Annotated in this window: 16 protein-coding genes; 8 read left to right on the top strand and 8 right to left on the bottom strand. The window is 70.0% G+C overall.

Annotated features, from left to right (window positions below; translation table 11 throughout):
- The first annotated feature begins 82 nt into the window (after positions 1-82).
- Positions 83-3,157, top strand: a complete 3,075-nt coding sequence (locus LXM50_RS17005; protein WP_233312665.1) for a glycoside hydrolase family 38 C-terminal domain-containing protein — start codon at positions 83-85, stop codon at positions 3,155-3,157.
- Between the two features lie 175 nt (positions 3,158-3,332).
- Here the strand turns inward: LXM50_RS17005 and LXM50_RS17000 are convergent, their stop codons facing one another.
- Both LXM50_RS17000 and LXM50_RS16995 read right to left on the bottom strand, forming a co-directional pair.
- On the bottom strand, positions 3,333-3,806 hold the full coding sequence (locus tag LXM50_RS17000) for an S-ribosylhomocysteine lyase (RefSeq protein WP_233312664.1): 474 nt from the start codon (positions 3,804-3,806) through the stop codon (positions 3,333-3,335).
- 128 nt (positions 3,807-3,934) lie between these two features.
- Positions 3,935-5,077: an epoxide hydrolase family protein gene (locus LXM50_RS16995; protein ID WP_233312663.1), complete on the bottom strand. Its 1,143-nt coding sequence runs from the start codon at positions 5,075-5,077 to the stop codon at positions 3,935-3,937.
- A 66-nt stretch (positions 5,078-5,143) separates the two neighbouring features.
- On the opposite strand from LXM50_RS16995, the gene LXM50_RS16990 reads away from it, so the two are divergent.
- Complete coding sequence (locus LXM50_RS16990; RefSeq protein ID WP_233312662.1) at positions 5,144-6,100, top strand: YafY family protein; 957 nt, start codon at positions 5,144-5,146, stop codon at positions 6,098-6,100.
- Between the two features lie 14 nt (positions 6,101-6,114).
- On the opposite strand, the gene LXM50_RS16985 is transcribed toward LXM50_RS16990, so the two are convergent.
- Positions 6,115-6,930 carry a serine hydrolase gene (locus LXM50_RS16985; RefSeq protein WP_233312661.1) on the bottom strand — a complete coding sequence of 272 codons (816 nt, stop codon included), beginning with the start codon at positions 6,928-6,930 and terminating at the stop codon, positions 6,115-6,117.
- Between the two features lie 108 nt (positions 6,931-7,038).
- Here LXM50_RS16985 and LXM50_RS16980 point away from each other — a divergent pair, with 108 nt between their 5' ends.
- Together LXM50_RS16980 and LXM50_RS16975 are read left to right on the top strand one after the other, a co-directional pair.
- Complete coding sequence (locus LXM50_RS16980; RefSeq protein ID WP_233312660.1) at positions 7,039-7,635, top strand: carboxymuconolactone decarboxylase family protein; 597 nt, start codon at positions 7,039-7,041, stop codon at positions 7,633-7,635.
- The gene (locus LXM50_RS16975; RefSeq protein WP_233312659.1) at positions 7,632-8,528 is read left to right on the top strand and encodes an RNA polymerase sigma-70 factor; all 897 of its coding nucleotides are present in this window, start codon (positions 7,632-7,634) and stop codon (positions 8,526-8,528) included. The genes LXM50_RS16980 and LXM50_RS16975 overlap by 4 nt, the downstream gene beginning before the upstream one ends.
- 335 nt (positions 8,529-8,863) lie before the next feature.
- Here the strand turns inward: LXM50_RS16975 and LXM50_RS16970 are convergent, their stop codons facing one another.
- Positions 8,864-10,249, bottom strand: a complete 1,386-nt coding sequence (locus LXM50_RS16970; RefSeq protein ID WP_233312658.1) for a glycine--tRNA ligase — start codon at positions 10,247-10,249, stop codon at positions 8,864-8,866.
- A gap of 169 nt (positions 10,250-10,418) precedes the next feature.
- Between LXM50_RS16970 and LXM50_RS16965 the strand changes: the two genes are divergently transcribed.
- From LXM50_RS16965 to LXM50_RS16955, 3 genes are read left to right on the top strand one after another with little or no spacing between them, the layout of a single operon-like run.
- Positions 10,419-11,204, top strand: coding sequence for a CPBP family intramembrane glutamic endopeptidase (locus LXM50_RS16965; protein WP_233312657.1), 786 nt, complete (start codon positions 10,419-10,421; stop codon positions 11,202-11,204).
- Positions 11,205-11,226: 22 nt separating this feature from the next.
- Entirely contained in the window at positions 11,227-11,643 is a 417-nt protein-coding gene (locus tag LXM50_RS16960; protein WP_233312656.1) for a VOC family protein, read from the top strand.
- A 46-nt stretch (positions 11,644-11,689) separates the two neighbouring features.
- On the top strand, positions 11,690-13,159 hold the full coding sequence (locus tag LXM50_RS16955) for a peptide MFS transporter (protein ID WP_233312655.1): 1,470 nt from the start codon (positions 11,690-11,692) through the stop codon (positions 13,157-13,159).
- A gap of 124 nt (positions 13,160-13,283) precedes the next feature.
- On the opposite strand, the gene LXM50_RS16950 is transcribed toward LXM50_RS16955, so the two are convergent.
- From LXM50_RS16950 to LXM50_RS16935, 4 genes are all read right to left on the bottom strand, one after another.
- Positions 13,284-14,162 carry an NAD-dependent epimerase/dehydratase family protein gene (locus tag LXM50_RS16950; protein ID WP_233312654.1) on the bottom strand — a complete coding sequence of 293 codons (879 nt, stop codon included), beginning with the start codon at positions 14,160-14,162 and terminating at the stop codon, positions 13,284-13,286.
- Positions 14,163-14,367: 205 nt separating this feature from the next.
- Entirely contained in the window at positions 14,368-14,760 is a 393-nt protein-coding gene (locus tag LXM50_RS16945; protein WP_233312653.1) for a hypothetical protein, read from the bottom strand.
- 181 nt (positions 14,761-14,941) lie between these two features.
- Positions 14,942-16,909, bottom strand: a complete 1,968-nt coding sequence (locus LXM50_RS16940) for a M13 family metallopeptidase (RefSeq protein ID WP_233312652.1) — start codon at positions 16,907-16,909, stop codon at positions 14,942-14,944.
- 58 nt (positions 16,910-16,967) lie between these two features.
- The gene (locus LXM50_RS16935; protein ID WP_233312651.1) at positions 16,968-17,396 is read right to left on the bottom strand and encodes an SRPBCC family protein; all 429 of its coding nucleotides are present in this window, start codon (positions 17,394-17,396) and stop codon (positions 16,968-16,970) included.
- Between the two features lie 181 nt (positions 17,397-17,577).
- Between LXM50_RS16935 and LXM50_RS16930 the strand changes: the two genes are divergently transcribed.
- Positions 17,578-19,248, top strand: a complete 1,671-nt coding sequence (locus LXM50_RS16930) for a GspE/PulE family protein (RefSeq protein ID WP_233312650.1) — start codon at positions 17,578-17,580, stop codon at positions 19,246-19,248.
- Positions 19,249-19,263: the final 15 nt, after the last annotated feature.

Below are 19,263 nucleotides of genomic sequence, written 5' to 3'. Positions count from 1 at the left end.
CGTACTAGATCGTTTTAGTTGGCCCTGTGGGAGAGGATCTCCCCAGGCGTTCTGACATTCTCGCACCGCGAAGGAGCACCCCGTGCACGAAGAGACCTCGCTCACCGTCGGCCGCGTGACCCGCGTGCTCGGCGAGCGCGTGCGCCCTGCCGTCCACTCCGCCCGAATCCCCCTGGAGATCGCCGCGCACGCGCTGCCGGGCGAGCCGATCCCGGCCGCCGAGGGCGTGGCGCTCGAGTTCGCGCCGTTCAGTGCCGGCCAGCAGTGGGGGCCCGCGTGGGGCACCACCTGGTTCCGGATCCGCGGCACCGTGCCGGCCGAGTGGGCCGGCAAGCGCGTCGAGGCACTCGTCGACCTCGGCTTCGACATCAACATGACCGGCTTCCAGTGCGAGGCCCTCGCGTATCGCGTCGGCGCCGACGGCGAGCCGGTCCCGGTGAAGAGCCTCAACCCGCGCAACCAGTGGCTGCCCGTCACGGAGCGCGCCGAGGGCGAGGAGGCGATCGAGCTGTACCTCGAGGGCGCCTCCAACCCCGTGCTGCTGGACTACCACCCCTTCCTGCCGACGCAGGAAGGGGACATCCTCACCTCCTCGCCGGATCCCCTCTACCGCGTGCGGCACATGGACCTCGCGGTGTTCGAACCCGAGGTGTTCGAGCTGTCCCTCGATCTCGAGGTGCTGCTGGAGCTGCAGGCGGAGCTTCCCGAGACCAGCCCACGCCGCATGCGCATCCTGCAGGCGCTCGACGATGCACTCGACGTGCTCGACCTGCAGCGCATCATCGAGACCGCGGGCGAGGCGAGGGCGCAGCTGGCCGACGTGCTGGCCGCACCCGCCGACGCCAGCGCGCATCGCATCGCCGCCATCGGGCACGCGCACATCGACTCCGCCTGGCTGTGGCCGCTGCGCGAGACCGTGCGCAAGGTGGCCCGCACCACCTCGTCGATGACGACCCTGCTCGAGGAGCAGCCGCAGTTCCGCTACGGCATGTCCAGCGCACAGCAGTACGCGTGGATGAAGGAGCACCGCCCCGAGGTCTACGCGCGGATCAAGGCCGCCGTCGCCGAGGGCCGCTTCCTGCCGCTGGGCGGCATGTGGGTCGAGTCCGACACGGTCATGCCGACCGGCGAGTCGCTCGTGCGGCAGTTCTCGCACGGCCAGCGCTTCTTCGAGCGCGAGTTCGGGATCCGCTCCAAGGGCGTGTGGCTGCCCGACAGCTTCGGCTACTCCCCCGCCCTTCCGCAGCTCATGCGCCGGGCCGGCTTCGAGTGGTTCTTCACGCAGAAGATCTCCTGGAACCAGCGCAACGTGTTCCCGCACCACAGCTTCGACTGGGAGGGCATCGACGGGTCGCGGATCTTCACGCACTTCCCGCCGATGGACACGTACAACTCGCAGTTGAGCGGAATGGAGGTCGCCAAGGCGTCGCGCCAGTTCAAGGAGAACCGCGTCGCGACGCGTTCGATCGCCCCGGTCGGCTGGGGCGACGGCGGCGGCGGCACGACCCGCGAGATGACCGGCAAGGCCTCCCGCCTGGCTTCGCTCGAGGGATCCGCCCAGGTCGAGTGGATCCACCCCGATGAGTTCTTCGACGCTGCCAAGGCGGAGCTGCCGGATCCGGCCGTCTGGGTCGGCGAGCTCTACCTCGAGCTGCACCGCGGCACGCTCACCAGCCAGCACGCCACGAAGGCGCTGCACCGCTGGGCCGAGCAGGCGCTCATCGAGGCCGAGCTGTGGGCCTCGACCGCGGCGGTGCGCCTCGGCGCGGCCTACCCGCACGATGAGCTGGACCGGCTGTGGGAGACCGTGCTGCTGCACGAGTTCCACGACATCCTCCCCGGCACCTCGATCGCATGGGTGCACCGCGAGGCCGTCTCGGTGCTGTCCGGCGTGCTCGACGAGGCCCGCGCCCTGTCCTCCGAGGCGCGCGCCGCGCTCGCAGGTTCGGGAGATCTCGAGCTGGTGTTCACGCCGACGTCGGTCGGCGTCGGATCCGGCGCCCGCGCGCTCGGCGCCGGCTTCACCACCTCTTCGGAGTCGTTGAGCGAGGACGCGCGCAACGCGACCGAAACGAAACGCGGCAACGTCACGGAGCAGGGGGTCTCCCTCACGGAGACCGGATCCGGCTTCCGCATCGAGAACGACCTCGTCACGGTCACGATCTCGGCCGAGGGCCTGATCACCTCCGCGATCGACAAGGCGACGGGTCGCGAGAGCATCCCGGCCGGCAAGCCCGCGAACCTGTTCCAGCTGCACCAGGACTTCCCGAACATGTGGGATGCGTGGGACATCGACAAGTACTACCGCAACCGCGTGGAAGACCTCGTGGCGGTGTCGTCGATCGCGGCGTCCGTGGAGGGCGGCGTGGCGACGATCGCCGTGGAGCGGCCGTTCTCGGAGTCCTCTCTGCGGCAGACGATCACGCTGCGCCCCGGCTCGCGCACGGTGCTGCTGCGCAACGAGATCGACTGGCATGAGACCGAGAAGCTGCTCAAGCTGGCCTTCCCGCTGGACGTGTTCGCCCGCGAGACGGCGGCCGAGACGCAGTTCGGCTTCCAGCGCCGGGTCACGCACGTGAACACGAGCTGGGAGGCCGCCAAGTTCGAGACGTCCATGCACCGCTTCGTGCTCGCGCAGGAGGACGGCGGCTTCGGCGCCGCGCTCGTGAACGACTCGATCTACGGCTTCGACACCACCCGCGACGTGGACGGCGACGACGTCACCACCACCGTGCGCCTGTCGCTGCTGCGCGCCCCACGCTTCCCCGACCCCGACACCGACCACGGCCGGCACGAGATCCAGGTGGGACTGGTGATCGGCGCCGACGCCGCGATCGCGACGGCCGAGGGCATCGCACTGAACGCCCCGTCGACCGTCGTCCGCGGCGCGCACGAGGTCGAGCCGCTGGTCGCCGTGACCGGAGAGGGCGTCGTGGTGTCGAGCGTGAAGCTCGCCGACGATCGCTCCGGCGACGTGATCGTGCGCGTCTACGAGTCGCTGGGCCGGCGTGCGAGCGGATCCCTGTCCGTCGGGTTCGAGCACGGCGGCATCCGGGAGGCCTCGCTCATCGAGGACGAGCTGGACGCACCGCGCACCGGAGAGGCGCTGTCGCTGCGTCCCTTCGAGGTGCGGACGCTGCGCATCGCCCGGGCCTGACCGCCGAGACCCCCGCGCAGCGTCGAAACCCCCATGCGTTCGCGCACGCACGTGGGGGTTTCGGCGGCTCGTGGGGGTTCCGGCGGACGGTAACGCCCGGGGCACCCACGATCCTCGCCCCGGGGTCGTTGAGCGAGGACGGCGAAGCCGACCGAGACGAAACGTGGTGCGCGGATCAGTTCAGCACGCGCGTGAACGCATCGCGGCTGATCCCCTGCTCGAGGATCCGCGCCGACCATTCGCGCGCGCCGTGCAGGCTGTGGTCGCGGTAGTTGCCGCACTCGATCGCGCTGACACCGGGGACGTCGCTCCACTCGGCCTTCTCGGCGATGAAGCGCAGACTGTCGGTGACGGCCTCGACGAGCGCCGGCACCTCGGGGCGGCCCCAGGTGATCAGGTGGAAGCCGGTGCGGCAGCCGAACGGCGAGATGTCGATGACGCCGTCCACGCGGTCGCGCAGCAGCGAGGCCAGCGTGTGCTCGATCGTGTGCAGCGCCGCGGTCGGGATCTCCCCCTCGTTCGGCTGCACGAAACGCACGTCGAAGTTGGAGATCTCGTCGCCGCGCGGTCCCTGCTCGACGCCGATCAGGCGGATGTAGGGCGCCTTGACGGCGGTGTGGTCCAGGGTGAAGCTCTCGACCTCGGCCATGGCGGATCTCCTTCGGGTGAGGGACGGACGACGGACCGGATCGGCCCGGGTCCGAGGCTACCCCGCTCACCTCGGACGAGAGCCGCCGCCCGCAACACGATGACGGATCCGGGCGGCGGCTCGGCCGCTCAGCCCTCACGGGTCCCTGCGAAGAACGCGCGGACGTCGCCGGCGAGCAGGTCGGGACGCTCCAGTGCGGCGAAGTGGCCGCCCTCGTCGAAGCGGCTCCAGTGCACGATGTTGTCGTTGTCGCGCTCGGCGAAGACGCGGATCGTCTGGAAGTCGTCCTTGAAGACGGCGACGCCGGTGCGCGCGTGGTTCACCTGCGGCTCGGTCTGCGCCTGGGCGTTCTCGAAGTAGCTGCGGCTCATGCCCGCGGCGGCGTTCGCGAACCAGTTCACGCTGACCTCGAGCAGGATCTTCTCCAGCGGCACGAGCGAGGTGCCGTTGCCGAAGCTGTTGAACAGCTCGCTGTACGCCAGCAGCCCGATCGGGGAGTCGCTGAGCCCGACCGCGACCGTCTGCGGCCGGGAGGCGTTCATCGTGTTGTAGCCGCCGACCGACTGGAACCACTGCATGTGCTCGAGCCCCGCGTAGTCGGCCGGCTCGAGGCGTTCGAACTCGCTCGGGTCGCCCGAGGGGAACGAGAACAGCTGCAGCACGTGCAGGCCGAGGAAGCCCTCGGGGCTCAGCAGTCCGAGCTCGCGCGCGACCATCGCACCGTTGTCGGATCCGTGCACGCCGTAGCTCTCGTATCCGAGGCCCCGCATGAGCTGGTCGTAGGCCCGGGCGACGCGGGGCATCGTCCATCCGGCGTCGGTCACGGGCTGGGAGAAGCCGTATCCCGGCGCATCGGGGACGACCACGTCGAACGCGTCCTCCGCGCGGCCGCCGTATGCCACGGGGTCGACGAGGCGGTCGATCACGTCGAGGTAGTCGACCGAGGATCCGGGGTACGTGTGCGCCAGCAGCAGCGGCGTCGCCCCTTCATGCGCCGAGCGCACGTGGATGAAGTGGATGTCCTGGCCGTCGATCTCGGCGACGAAGTGCGCGAAGGCGTTGATGCGGGCCTCAGCGGCGCGCCAGTCGAAAGCGCGCCAGGCGGCGAGCGCCTCGCGGAGGTAGTCGTTCGGGGTGCCGGTGGTCCAATCGTCGGCGGGGGCCGGCTGCGGCAGGCGAGTGCGGGCGAGCCGGTCCTGAAGGTCGGCGACCTCGGCGTCGGTGACGGAGACGGTGAAGGGGCGGATGACGAGGGCTGCGGTGGTGTTCATGTGTTCCACGGTAGAAGGCCATTAGGCTGGATTCGTTCCTAATGCGAGAACTTCTTCGAGGATCCGATGACAAGCCCCTCTGCCCGCCTCCTCGCCCTGCTCTCGCTGCTGCAGACGGGATCCGGCCGCACCGGCGCCGAGCTCGCGGCCCGGCTCGATGTGAGTCCGCGAACCGTCCGCGCCGACATCGAGCGACTCCGAGACCTCGGCTATCCGGTGGATGCCGTGCGCGGCTCGGTGGGCGGATACCGCCTCGGTTCGGGCGGGCAGCTGCCCCCGCTGCTGCTGGACGACGAGGAGGCCGTCGCGGTGACCGTGGGCCTGCAGATGGCCGCGGGAGTGACCGGGGTCGAGGAGTCGGGCGCCAGAGCCCTCGCCAAGATCGAACAGGTGCTGCCCTCCCACTTGCGTCCGCTCGTCGACGCCCTCGGCTCGACGATCGACCGCGGCCAGGAGAACGTCGGCACCGACGCCCCGGATCCCGAAGTGGATCCCGCCGTGCTCGCTGCGACCGCCGCGGCGATCCGCGATGTCGAGTGGCTGCGCTTCGACTACCAGGACGCAGCTGTGCTCGTCGAGCCGTACCGTCTGCTCAGCTGGCAGCGGCGCTGGCACCTCGTCGCGCGCGATCCCGCCTCCGGCGCGTGGCACACCTACCGAGTGGACTGGATGTCGCTGCGCATGCCGACCCGTCGCCGGTTCGATCCGCAACCGCTCCCCGGCGGCGACTACACGGCATTCGCGATGCGCACGATCGCGGCGAGCGGATGGGCGGTGCACGCCCGGCTGCGCATCGACGCGCCGGCGCAGGCCGTCCTCGACCGGATCAACCCGACCGTGGGCGTCGTCGAGCCGATCGACGCCGACCACTGCGTGCTGGTCACGGGCGCCGACAGCCTCGACACGGTGGCCGCGTACATCGGGATGCTGATGATGGACTTCACCGTCGAGTCACCGCCCGAGCTGATCCCCCGACTGCAGGTGCTGTCGGAGAGGTACGCACGCGCGGTCGCCGGATCCTGAAGACCGGATCCGGATCAGCGTCCGTAGCGCGTGACGATCTCCTCGGTCAGCGCGGGCCAGATCCGCTTGTGCTCCTCGCCGAACGGGACGCCGGAGAGGAACGCGGCGGCGAGGTCCCGCGAGCGGTCGATGAGCAGGAAGCTGCCGAGCGCGCCGAAGTGGCCGGCCGTCTCGGGCGGCAGGGTGTCGCTCATCCAATGCGGCGACTTGGAGTCCTTGAGCTCGAAGCCGAGTCCCCACTGGTTGTCGGGATACGCCCCGTAACCGGGCACGATCCCGCGCAGGCCGGGGTGCGAGACGGTGAGGGCGAGGTCGCGCAGCGCCGCCGGGATGAGCGTCGGGCGGAGCACCTCGCGTCCGAAGATGAGCAGATCCTCGATCGAGGCCGACGCCCCCGCCGACGGCCGTCCGGTGACATCCGTGCGCCCCATGCCGAGCGGCAGCGTGACCTCCCGCAGCATCCAGTCCGCGAAGTCCATGCCGACGGCGTCGGAGACGTGCGCGGCGAGCGCGTCGAACCCGGCATTCGAGTAGATGCGCCGCTCGCCGGGAGCCTTCAGCGGCCCCTCCCCCTCCATGGGCAATCCGCTGGTGTGGTCGAGCAGGTTCAGCACCGTCGCTCCCGCAGGGCCGGCCGGCTCGTCCAGATCCACCAGCCCGCGCTCGATCGCGACGAACACACCCCATGCGGTGAGCGGCTTGGTCACCGAGGCGAGCGGAAGGACGGCCTGCGGATCCCCCTGCACGGCGAGCGCCTGCTCGGGGCCGGTGACGCCGACCAGCGCGGTGTGCGGGAAGCCGTCGGTCGCTGCGAAGGTCGTCGTGTCCACGGATCCATCGTGGCACGAGGCGAATATCGGATCCGGATGTCACACATCGGGGTCGACCGGTGTCTCCATGTCGAAGGCGCGAGAAACGCGCCACAGGAGGAGCAGATCATGACGAAGACGACCAGGATCCCGGCAGTCGCGGTGACCGGCCCGTTCGGCGCACTGGTGAAGACCATGGCGCGGCGCAAGCTGGGTCTCGTGCCCGACTCGATCGGGGTGATGTGGCAGCACCGGCCCGTGATGATGGACATGATGAGCTTCGGCGGCAAGACCGAGAAGTGGCGCGAGCTCGACAAGGGCCTGTCGACGCTGGCGACCATGGCGGCGGCCGCGACGGTGGGCTGCAGCTTCTGCCTCGACCTGCACTACTTCATGGCGCACGACCACGGGCTCGACGAGGAGAAGGCCCGCGAGGTGCCGATCTGGCGCGACTCGACCCGGTTCACGCCACGGGAGCGCCTGGTGATGGAGTACGCCGAGGCGATGAGCCAGACCCCGCCCACCGTCACCGATGAGCTCTCCGACGCACTGCTCGCCGAGATCGGAGCGCCGGCGCTGCTGGAGCTCGCGGCGAAGGTCGGCTACCTCAACGCGACCGCCAGGGCGAACATCGCGCTCGGCATCCACTCCGACGGCTTCGCAGACGCCTGCGGACTGGCGCCGCTGGCGACCACGGCGGAGACCCGCGTAGCGTCGGCGTCATGAGCGACACGACAGGACCGCGATCCGAGGATCCCTTCGTCGCGCACCGCGGCCTGCTGTTCACCGTCGCATACGAGATCCTCGGATCCGCCGCCGATGCCGAGGATGTGCTGCAGGAGTCCTGGCTGCGCTGGGCGGCGGCCGACCGCGACGACGTGCGCGATCCGCGCGCCTACCTGGTGCGCACCGTGACCCGGCAGTCCCTGAACCTGCTGCGGACGGCATCCCGTCGGCGCGAGGAGTACGTGGGCCCGTGGCTTCCGGAGCCGCTGCTGACGACGCCGGATGTGGCGGACGACGTCGTGCTCGCGGAGAGCGTGTCGGTCGCGATGCTCACAGTGCTCGAGACGCTGGGTCCGACCGAGCGGGCGGTGTTCGTGCTGCGCGAGGTGTTCGACGTGCCGTTCGACGAGATCGCCGACGCGGTGGGCAAGACGCCGGCGGCGGTGCGGCAGATCGCGCACCGCGCCCGTGACCACGTGGCCGCCCGGCGTCCGCGCGTCACGGTCGACGCCTCCGAGCACGACCTCGCCGTGCAGCGCTTCATCGCGGTGATGAACTCCGGCGACGTGCAGGGGCTGATGGACGTGCTGGCCCCCGACGTGGTGTCGGTCACCGACAGCGGCGGGCTCGTGCGGCATGCCGCCCGGCGCCCTCTGCACGGCGCCGATCGCGTCGTGGCGTTCCTGCAGGGCAGCATCGCCAAGCTCGACACGGCCTTCGCGGTGGTCCCGCTGCGCGTGAACGGCATGCTCGCCGCAGGGATCCGGGTGGGCGGCGAGCTGCTCGCGGCGGTGAGCTTCACCGTCGAGGACGGACGGATCACCCAGGTCTTCTCCGTCGCGAACCCGGGCAAGCTCGCCGGGCTCGACACCGAGGCACCGCTCGCCCGGTGACGCATCGCACGGTGCAGAGGGCCCGCCTCGATCAGCGGCTGTACCACTTCCTTGCATAGTGCGAAGGAACCGCGCTTCTTTCGCGTCAGATCGCGCAGCAGCGTGAACGGAGGCCCGCGAAGCTGGATCCAAGCCCCCACTCGTACGCAAAGGAGCACCCCATGGAACGCGACCCCGAACTCTTCGACTCCGACGCACTGCTGCACATCGGCCGTCCCGTCTGGTTCGAGAAGCACCCCTCGCAGGCCGAGGGCGAGGACTTCTGAGCACTCGTCCCGAGACGGCGAAAGGGCCGCGATTCACCTCTGTGAATCACGGCCCTTCGTCTTGCCCGGTCAGGCGCCCTTGAGGCGCTCCGACAGATAGGCGTCGAGCTCCGCGAGCGGCACGCGCTCCTGCGCCATGGTGTCGCGGTCGCGCACGGTCACCGCGTCGTCCTCGAGCGAGTCGAAGTCGATCGTGACGCAGAACGGGGTGCCGATCTCGTCCTGGCGACGGTAGCGGCGCCCGATCGCACCGGCGTCGTCGAAGTCGATGGCCCAGTGGCCGCGCAGTTTGTCGGCGACCTCGCGAGCCAGCGGCGAGAGGCGCTCGTTGCGCGAGAGCGGCAGCACCGCGACCTTGACCGGCGCGAGGCGCGGGTCGAGCTTCAGCACGGTGCGCACATCGGTGCCGCCCTTGGCGTTCGGCACCTCCTCCTCGACGTAGGCGTCGACGAGGAACGCCATCATCGAGCGAGTGAGGCCGAACGACGGCTCGATCACGTAGGGGGTGTACTTCTCGCCCGAAGCCTGGTCGAAGTAGGTGAGTGAGGATCCGGAGGCCTCGCTGTGGTTGGAGAGGTCGAAGTCGGTGCGGTTGGCGACGCCCATGAGCTCGCCCCACTCCTTGCCGGCGAAGCCGAAGCGGTACTCGACGTCGATGGTGCCGGCGGAGTAGTGCGCGCGGTCGTCCTCCGGCACATCGAACTGGCGCATGTTCTCGGGGTTGATCCCGAGGTCGATGAACCAGTCCCAGCACTCCTGCACCCAGTGCTCGAACCATTCCTGTGCTTCCGCGGGCGGCACGAAGTACTCGATCTCCATCTGCTCGAACTCACGCGTGCGGAAGATGAAGTTGCCGGGGGTGATCTCGTTGCGGAACGCCTTGCCGACCTGGCCGATGCCGAACGGCGGCTTCTTGCGGCTGGCGGTCAGCACGTTCGAGAAGTTCACGAAGATGCCCTGCGCGGTCTCCGGGCGCAGGAAGTACACGCCCGACTCGTCATCGACCACGCCGAGGTAGGTCTTCACGAGACCCGAGAACGCCTTGGGCTCGGTGTACTGGCCCTTGGTGCCGCAGTTCGGGCACGGCACGTCGGCCAGGCCGTTCTCGGCGGTGCGACCCTTGCGCGCCTCGAAGTCCTCGATGAGGGTGTCGGCGCGGAACCGCTTGTGACACTGCAGGCACTCGACGAGCGGATCCGTGAACGTGGCGACGTGACCCGACGCCTCCCACACCCGCTTGGGCAGGATGATCGAGGAGTCCAGCCCCACCATGTCGCCGCGGCCGCGCACGAACGTCTGCCACCACTGCCGGCGGATGTTCTCCTTGAGCTCGGTGCCGAGGGGTCCGTAGTCCCAGGCCGAGCGCGAGCCCCCGTAGATCTCACCCGCCTGGAACACGAACCCGCGGTGGCGGGCGAGGGCGATGACCTTGTCAAGACGGGACTGTTCGGCCACGGTGGCTCCAATGGTCGCGATGATGCGGGGAATGCGCACGAAGAGGCGCAGGTCAATCCTATCGGCGCGTCGGATCCCGTGATGGTGCGGATCCTCACTCGCCTGCCAGGATATGAGCCGACTCCTGACAAACCTTCCCCGACGAGCTCCTCCCGAAAGGTCCGCACCGATGCGCATCACCCCTCGCCTCTGGATCGGCGTCCTCGTCTGGCTCGCCTACTCCCTCACCGTCTTCCTGGTGGGCCTTGCCACCGGCATCGGCTACCAGCACATGGGCGAGACCACCGCGACGCTGTGGGGTGGACCGGTGCTGTTCCTCGCTGCAGGAACGGTGCTGCTGCTCGTCGCCGCCGGGGTGCTGGGCTGGTGGCGCCCCGCCCTGATCGAGCGGCCTCGTGCCCGCCACCGCTGGCCGATCGTCGCCCCGGCGATCATGGCGCTGGCCGCGCTGATCATCCTCAGCCTCGGCACCGACTGGTCGAAGATCGATGGCGGCTATCTCGCCGGGCTGCTGGCGCTCGGCGTGCTCGTCGGCTTCAACGAGGAGTTCACCACCCGCGGTCTGCTGCTCGTGGGCGTGCGCGCGCAGACCCGCGAGGTCTGGGTCTGGTTCATCACGAGCGCCCTGTTCGGCCTCATGCACATCACGAACGCGTTCTCCGGGCAGCCGTTGCTGCCGACCCTGCAGCAGGTCGGGCTGGCCTTCCTCGGCGGCACCGCGTTCTACATCGTGCGCCGCGTGACCGGCAGCCTGATCTGGGCCATGCTGCTGCATGGCATCTGGGACATCTCCTCGTTCGCGAGCGCGCACGCCCCTGGCACCTCCGCGATCGGCGGCATCGTCGGCCAGGTCGGACTCGTGCTCGCGCTGGTGTTCGTGTTCTGGACGTTCCGCGATCGCGACGAGAAGGCTGCGCCGGCCGCCACGAAGGCGCCCGCCGCCGCGAACGTCTGAGGCCGGTGGCACACTGACCCGCATGGAACAGCGCGTCAGCTTCATCACCCTCGCCGTCGCCGATGTCGCCCGCAGCAGGGCGTTCTATGTGGACGGCCTGGGGTGGCAGCCGATCTTCGAGGCCGACGAGGTGCTCATGCTCCCGGTGGCGGACCGGCTGATCCTGTCGCTGTGGAGCGTCGCCGGCTTCACCGCGGAGATCGGCGAACCACCGGCGCCGGGCGTCGCCCCGCTCACCCTGGCGCACAACCTGGCGAGTGAGGCCGAGGTCGATGCCGTGCTCGCCGAGGCCGCGGCCCTGGGCGCGCGAGTCGCCCCCGCCGTGCGCCGGGAGTGGGGCGGCTACTCCGGCTACTTCGCCGACCCCGACGGATTCCGCTGGGAGATCGCGATGAACCCGGGCGACACCGGAGCGTTCGTGCTCGGGACGGTGCGCTGACCCCGGACTTTCCGCGGCCTGCGCCGGCGCGGCTTACCCTGGAATGATGAGCACCGCACAGGAGACCGATAAGCACGGCGGCCACGACACCCGCTTCTTCGGGCAGCCATGGGCCCTCGCCCACCTGTTCGGGGTGGAGATGTGGGAGCGGTTCAGCTTCTACGGCATGCAGGGCATCCTGCTCATCTACCTGTACTACTCCGTCACCGACGGAGGGCTCGGGCTCGACAAGGGCATCGCCGGCGGCATCGTCGGCGCCTACGGCGGATCCGTCTATCTGGCCACGATCCTCGGCGCATGGGTCGCCGACCGGATCCTCGGGTCCGAGCGCACGCTGTTCTTCAGCGCGATCGTGATCATGGCGGGACACATCGCCCTCGCGCTGCTGCCGGGCGTCGTCGGCGTCGGCGTGGGCCTGGTCCTCGTCGCGATCGGATCCGGCGGGCTCAAGGCCAACGCCACCTCCGTGGTGGGCACCCTGTACTCGGCCGATGACCCGCGGCGCGACGCCGGCTTCTCGCTGTTCTACCTGGGCATCAACCTCGGCGGCTTCTTCGGGCCGATCCTCACCGGTCTGCTGCAGTCGACCCTCGGCTTCCACTTCGGCTTCGCCCTCGCCGCGGTCGGCATGGCCGCCGGGCTCGCGCAGTACTCGTTCGGACGCCGGGGGCTGCCGGCCGCGGCCAGCCGCGTCGCGAACCCGCTGCCGCGCAACCGCTACACGACGGCGATCGTCATCGCGATCGTCGGGATCCTGATCATCGCCGCGCTCGTGCTGACCGGCGTGATCACGGCGGCCAACCTCGCCACGGTCGTGATCATCGCGGCCACGGTCGCTGCGATCGCCTACTTCGCGGTGATCCTCACGAGCCGCCGCATCGACGCGACGGAGCGCTCCCGCGTGTGGGGCTTCCTGCCGCTGTTCATCACGAGCGTGGCGTTCTGGTCGCTGTACCAGCAGCAGTTCACGGTGCTCACGGTGTACTCCGACGAGCGTCTGAACCGCGACCTGTTCGGCTGGGAGATGCCGGTGTCGTGGGTGCAGTCGATCAACCCCGTCTTCATCATCGTGCTGTCCGGCGTGTTCGCCGCGATCTGGACGAAGCTCGGCGCCCGCCAGCCGTCGACGCCGGTGAAGTTCGCACTCGGCGCGATCATCATGGGCGCGGCGTTCCTGCTGTTCCTGCCGTTCGCCGGCGGGGCCGCGAACTCGACCCCGCTGCTGGCGATCATCGGGATCCTGTTCGTGTTCACGGTCGCCGAGCTGCTGCTCTCGCCGATCGGCCTGTCCGCCGCGACCAAGCTCGCACCGGCCGCGTTCCACACGCAGATGGTGGCGCTGTTCTTCCTTTCCGTGTCGCTGGGCACCGCGATCTCGGGCTGGCTCGTGCAGTTCTACGACCCGCACAACGAGGTGCCGTACTTCTCGATCCTCGGCGGGATCGCGATCGTCGTCGGGATCGGACTGCTGGTGTCGGTCAAGCCCGTGCTCGCGCTGATGAGGGGCGTGCGCTGACCGCGGACTTGCGCTGATCCGGGGCGCGCCCTCCCGTTTCGGGGCGCACCCCGCCAGGATCCCCCGACCTGACGCGCCCCAAAACGGCGAAGTGCGCCCCGAACACGGCGCGAGTGCCCGGGGATCAGCCCTGGGCGACCACGCTCTCACCGAGATACTCCCCGGCGGCGAGCTGCTCCACGAGCGGTCGTGCGGCCGGGGTCCAGCCGAGCTCGGCACGCGCCTTCGCCCCCGAGGCCTGCTCGTCGAGGAGGAGCGCGTCGGCGAACGCCTCGCCGAGCCGCGCGCGCGTCTGCTCGACGCTCTCGGCTCGGACGCCCTCCGCCACGTCGGATCCGGACGCGATCGCCTCGCCGATCTCGCGGATCGTGGGGTTCTGTCCGGAGGCGCCGATGTAGGTCTCCCCCGCGCGGCCGTTCTCCAGTGCGAGCACGTACAGTGCGGCGAGGTCGTCGACGTCGACGCTGGTCCAGTGCTGGCTGCCGTCGCCGATCAGGAGCACTCCCCCGTCGGTCGCATCGGTGAGGATCCGGACCAGGCCGCCGCCGCGCCCGTAGACGGCGGCGGGCGCCACGACCAGGCCACGGACGCCGGAGGCGCCGAGCACCTTCGCCTCCCCCGCGCCGCGCCAGGCGGTGAGGGCCGGCCGGTCGAGGGGAGTCTGCTCCGTGATGTCGTCCGCCGTGCCGTAGCTCCAGATCCCGCCCGTGTGGACGAGCGGCTTGCCCGTGCCCTCGAGCGCGCCGAGCACGGCGTCGATGAATGCGGCGTCGCCCTCCGGGGTCGATGCCGTGTGGATGATGCCGTCCGCCGCGGCCGCCGCCCCGGCGACGAGCACGGCGTCGGTGACGTCGCCGATGAGGGCCGTCGCGCCGGCCTTCTCGACGGCACTCGCCTTCGCCTCATCTCGGACGAGGGCTGTCACGGAATGGCCCTCCGCGACGAGCCGGTCGAGGACGGAAGTGCCGATGTAGCCGGTCGCGCCGGTGAGAAGAACCTTCATGCCTTTCGCGAACGCATCGCGTGCGGGGTCGTATTCCCGCCGCCGAGCGCGCCGGCCGCCGACTGCACGGGTTCTCGCCGACCGCACGGCCTGTCAGCGCAGACCGCCCGTGCATCCGGCGCGTTCCCGTGCGCCGGGTACGACACGGGGTCGGCTGGCCCGTGCAGGTCGCGGGAGCGGTCGCCGAACCCGGCTCCCCCCACGGTCAGCGCGTGATCGTGCGGCCGTCCGGGTCGCCGGGGCCGTGCGGACGCAGGCGTGCGGGGAGGGGCCATGTCAGCGTGTAGCGCTGCGTGGGCGGACGCTGCATGTCGCCGAAGTCATCGACCTTCACCGTGATCCGGCCTTCGCCCTCCGGGACGACCTCCACGATCTGCACCCGCAGCGGCCCCTCGATCTCGCCTTCCAGGACCCACGGATCCGCGAGCCAGCGGATCCCGTGCTCCTCGAGCGCGGCCTCGGCGTCGAGCCAGTCGATCTCGCCGGTGAGTTCGCGTCCGAGCACGTCGACGGCGAGCCAGTCGGCGCCCTCGGGGCGGATCCAGCCCAGGAGTTCGCCGTCCTCACGGCGATGCGGGGTCCAGTCTGCGGGGATCATCCGGCGAGCCTAACCGACGCCGCGCGGACGGCGGCCGAGACCAAACGCCGTGCCCTCGCTGGAGACCGCGTTTCGTCTCGCTCGGCCTCCAGCCGTGCTCGCTCAAAGACCCGAGAAGGGCCCGAAACGACGAGCCCGCCCCGGCACAGGCCGGGGCGGGCATCGCTTCGCAGCAGGAGCGTCACCAGATCGTGACGCGCTCCTCGGGGGCGAGCCACAGCTTGTCCGCCTCGGTCACGTCGAACGCCTCGTAGAAGGCGTCGATGTTGCGCAGGATCTGGTTGCACCGGAACTCGTTGGGCGAGTGCGGGTCGATCGTGAGCAGGCGGATCGTCTCGGCCTCACGGCTCTTCTGCTGCCACACCTGCGCCCACGACAGCAGCAGGCGCTGCACGCCCGTGAACCCGTCGATGACCGGCGCCTCGGCCCCGCCGAGCGCGATCTCGTACGCCTTCAGAGCGATCCCGAGACCGCCGAGGTCGCCGATGTTCTCGCCGATCGTGAGGGCGCCGTTCACGTGGTGCTCGGCGCTCAGCCCCTCCGGAACCAACGCGTCGTACTGCTCGATCAGCGACTTCGTGCGCTCCTCGAACGCGGCGCGGTCCTCGTCGGTCCACCAGTCCTGCAGTTTGCCGTCCCCGTCGTAGCGGCTGCCCTGGTCGTCGAAGCCGTGCCCGATCTCGTGGCCGATGACGGATCCGATCCCGCCGTAGTTGGCCGCCGCATCGCGAGCCGCGTCGAAGAACGGATACTGCAGGATCGCCGCGGGGAACACGATCTCGTTCATGAGCGGGTTGTAGTACGCGTTCACCATCTGCGGCGGCATGAACCACTCGTCGCGATCGATGGGCTTGCCCACCTTGCCGATCGTGCGGTCGTGCTCGAACTGCGCGGCGCAGCCGGCGTTGCCGATCAGATCGCCGGCGTCGACCGTCACGGTCGAGTAGTCGCGCCACACCTTGGGGTGCCCGATCTTCGGCGTGAACGTGTCGAGCTTGGCGAGGGCCTTCTCGCGCGTGGACGGGCTCATCCACTCGAGCGTGGTGATCGACTGCCGGTAGGCCTCGAGCAGATTGCCGATGAGCTCGTTCATCGCCACCTCGGCCGCCGGCGGGTAGTGCCGCTCGACGTAGACCTTGCCGACCGCGTCGCCGAGCGCGCCCTCGACGAGCGAGACGCCGCGCTTCCAGCGCTCGCGGATCGTGGGGACGCCCGTGAGCTCCGTGCCGTAGAACGAGAAGTTCTCCTGCACGATGTCATCGGTGAGGTACGCGGCGAGACCGTGCACGACCTTGGCGCGCAGCCAGGCCTTCCAATCGTCCAGACGATCCGCGGTGAGCAGGGATCCGAGCCCTTCGAAGAAGCTCGGCTGGTACACGACGGCCTCCGCGAAGGCGTCGGATCCGGCCGGGCCGGCGACGGCATCCCGCCACGAGGCGAGGTCGACGCCGACGAGCGTCTGGAACTCCTCCCAGGACTTCAGGTTGTACGTCTTGACCGCGTCTCGGCTCTCCACGTTGTCCCAGTGGTGCCCGGCGATGTCGTGCTCGAGCGCGAAGGCGCGGTCGGCCTGCCCTGCCGCGTCCGCGACGCCGGCGAGGGCCAGGATCCGCTCGAGGTGCGCGCGGTAGGCGGCGCGGGTGCCCTCGAAGCTGTCCAGGCGGTAGTAGCTCTCGTCGGGCAGCGAGATGCCCGCCTGCACCACGAACGGCACGTAGCGCTCGGGGTCGCCCGGGTCCGGCTCCACGAACACGCCGATCAGCGCGGCGATGCCCTGGCGGTCGAAGGATCCGACCGTCGCGAGGAACTCGTCGATCGAGGTGATCGCGTCGACCGCGGCGAGCGGCGCGGCCAGAGGAGCGGTGCCGAGGGCGGCGATGCGCTCGGTGTCCATGAAGCTCGCGTACAGGTCGCCGATCTTGCGCGCCTCGGTGCCGGGCTCGGCGCCCTGCGACTCCTCGATGATCGCGCGCACGTCCTTCTCGGACTGATCGGCGAGGAGGTGGAAGGATCCCCAGCGCGCCTTGTCGGCGGGGATCTCGGTGGTGGACAGGAACGTGTGGTTCACGTGCCGGTAGAGGTCGTCCTGAGGGCGGATCGCGGGGTCGAAGTCGCCGATGGCGAGCCCGGAGGGAAGAACGTCGGTCATGAGGCCCAGCCTATGCGGACGCGTCGACATCGGGCAGGCAGGATGTCGCCCGCGGACGTCAGGACTCGAGGAGCGCCTTCGCCTTGTCGAGGGCGGCCATCTCGCCGTCCATGCTCTTCTGCACGGGCCCGCCCATGAGCAGCTTCTTGAGGCCGCGCAGCTCGACCGACAGCTCGAAGGTGACGAGCGAGCCGCTCGGGACCTCGGCGAACGTGTAGCTGCCGAGGGGGCGCACCGGGCCCGCGATCGTGGCGAACGCGTATCGGCTCGGCACGGTGTACTCGGTGATCCGGATGTCGGCGTCGATGGGCCGGCCGCCGGGGCCCGCGATCACCTGGTGCACCGTCGCACCCACCGCAGGCTGCCCCTCCGCCCGCATCTCGGTGACACCGCCGCGCCAGGTCGGATCCTTGCTCGGATCGGTGAAGAAGGCGAAGACGGTCTCGATGGGTGCGGCGATCTCGATCGTCCGGGATGCGGTGGGCATGAGCCGATTATCGTGCGTCGCGGCGTCCACCGGAAGACTCCGCACACCGCCCGGGGCGACGCCGCGACGGCCGCGCACGGCATCCGCTCGGCGAACCGGAATATCGCTCTGTCGCGGCGAACCGCGCGGCCCTAGGATGAGCATTGGAGCGGCGTCTGGGGCGCCGCGGGATGGGGATCCCATGCGTGGTCTGGGGCAGATGCTCGTGCTGACCGGCGCTGCGCGCGCCGAGGATGTGAACTCCGCGATGTCCGCGGTGGGCGACGGAGACGCCTTGCCCGACTACCTGTTGCGGCACGGCCTGGTGAGCGAGGTGCAGCTGGCCGAGGCCGTCTCGGTCGCGACGAGCACGCCGTACGTCGATCTCGGCTCGTACCCGCTGGATCCCGAGGTCATCGCGCTCGTGCCGGGTGTGATGTGCCGGCGCTACCGGCTGCTGCCGCTGCGGCAGTACCGCGACCAGCTGACCGTGGCGATGCTGGATCCGACCGACATCATCGCGCTCGACGACGTGGCCAGCATCACGGATCTGCGGGTGAGCCCGGTCGTGGTCACCGGCGAGGCGCTGAACCAGGCGTTCGAGCGGTTCCTGCGCTCGGATGAGGAGCTCACCGACCTGTCCGAGCAGATCGGCGAGGCATCCGGATCCTCCTCGCACATCGTCTTCACGGAGCAGCTCGACGATCAGGACGCCGATGCGCCCGTCGTGCGGTTCGTGAACCTGCTCATCACGCAGGCCATCAACGACCGTGCGAGCGACATCCACATCGAACCCGGCGAGCACCGGCTCACGGTGCGGTTCCGCATCGACGGCGTCCTGCACGAGATGCAGCGCGCCGACCGCAGCATCCAGGACGGCGTCATCTCGCGGCTGAAGATCATGTCGTCGATCGACATCGCCGAGAAGCGGGTGCCGCAGGACGGCCGCATCTCGGTGCTGCACGAGGGCCGCAGCGTCGACCTGCGCGTGGCCACGCTGCCGACGGTGTGGGGCGAGAAGATCGTGATGCGCATCCTCGACAATAGCGGCCAGGTGATGCTGATGTCGGATCTGCTGTTCTCGGAGACCAATGCCGAGCGCTTCACGCAGGCGATCTCCCGCCCGCACGGCATGGTGCTGGTGACCGGACCGACCGGATCCGGCAAGTCCACGACGCTGTACACGGCGCTGCGGGCGGTGGCGAATCCGCGCGTGAATGTGATCACGGTCGAGGATCCCGTCGAATACCGGATCCCGGACATCAATCAGATCCAGGTCAACCCGCGGGCCGGGCTCACGTTCGCGACGGCGCTGCGGTCGATCCTGCGCGCCGATCCGGATGTGGTGCTGGTCGGTGAGATCCGCGACCGCGAGACGGCGGCGATCTCGATCGAGGCCGCCCTGACCGGCCACCTCGTGCTGTCGACCCTGCACACCAACGATGCCCCGAGCGCGCTGACCCGGCTGGTCGAGATCGGCACCGAGCCCTTCCTCGTGGCGACGGCGCTGAGCGCGGTGATCGCGCAGCGGCTCGCGCGCCGGCTGTGCACCAAGTGCCGCCAGCCGATCGACGACGACCGGGCGATGCTCGAGGCCGTCGGCATGCCGCTCGACCTCATCGACGACGCCACCGTGTTCCGCGCCGTGGGGTGCACGGCGTGTTCCAGCACCGGCTATCGCGGCCGGGTCGCGCTGCATGAGGCGATGGAGGTCACCGACCGCATCGAGCAGGCGCTCGTGGGCCGCGCGACGGGCGGCGAGCTGCGCGAGATCTCCCTGGAGCAGGGGATGATTCCGCTGCGCGACGACGGCTGGGCCAAGGTCGCCCAGGGCATCACCACGATCGAAGAGGTGCTGCGCGTCTCGGTGTGACGCCCGGAGGCGCGC

This window comes from Microbacterium sp. Au-Mic1, assembly GCF_021341785.1.
Lineage (GTDB): Bacteria > Actinomycetota > Actinomycetes > Actinomycetales > Microbacteriaceae > Microbacterium.
The sequence above is the reverse complement of the archived record's forward strand: the minus strand, read 5'-3'. Positions and strand labels throughout refer to the sequence as shown.

Bases quoted from the DNA above. Each gene is read 5' to 3' on its own strand.
- LXM50_RS16955 (WP_233312655.1), top strand. From the start codon at position 11,690: ATGAGCACCGCACAGGAGACCGATAAGCACGGCGGCCACGACACCCGC.
- LXM50_RS16975 (WP_233312659.1), top strand. From the start codon at position 7,632: ATGAGCGACACGACAGGACCGCGATCCGAGGATCCCTTCGTCGCGCAC.
- LXM50_RS16930 (WP_233312650.1), top strand. From the start codon at position 17,578: ATGCGTGGTCTGGGGCAGATGCTCGTGCTGACCGGCGCTGCGCGCGCC.
- LXM50_RS16945 (WP_233312653.1), bottom strand. From the start codon at position 14,760: ATGATCCCCGCAGACTGGACCCCGCATCGCCGTGAGGACGGCGAACTC.
- LXM50_RS16990 (WP_233312662.1), top strand. From the start codon at position 5,144: ATGACAAGCCCCTCTGCCCGCCTCCTCGCCCTGCTCTCGCTGCTGCAG.
- LXM50_RS16965 (WP_233312657.1), top strand. From the start codon at position 10,419: ATGCGCATCACCCCTCGCCTCTGGATCGGCGTCCTCGTCTGGCTCGCC.
- LXM50_RS16980 (WP_233312660.1), top strand. From the start codon at position 7,039: ATGACGAAGACGACCAGGATCCCGGCAGTCGCGGTGACCGGCCCGTTC.
- LXM50_RS16935 (WP_233312651.1), bottom strand. From the start codon at position 17,396: ATGCCCACCGCATCCCGGACGATCGAGATCGCCGCACCCATCGAGACC.
- LXM50_RS16950 (WP_233312654.1), bottom strand. From the start codon at position 14,162: ATGAAGGTTCTTCTCACCGGCGCGACCGGCTACATCGGCACTTCCGTC.
- LXM50_RS16940 (WP_233312652.1), bottom strand. From the start codon at position 16,909: ATGACCGACGTTCTTCCCTCCGGGCTCGCCATCGGCGACTTCGACCCC.
- LXM50_RS16995 (WP_233312663.1), bottom strand. From the start codon at position 5,077: ATGAACACCACCGCAGCCCTCGTCATCCGCCCCTTCACCGTCTCCGTC.
- LXM50_RS17000 (WP_233312664.1), bottom strand. From the start codon at position 3,806: ATGGCCGAGGTCGAGAGCTTCACCCTGGACCACACCGCCGTCAAGGCG.
- LXM50_RS16960 (WP_233312656.1), top strand. From the start codon at position 11,227: ATGGAACAGCGCGTCAGCTTCATCACCCTCGCCGTCGCCGATGTCGCC.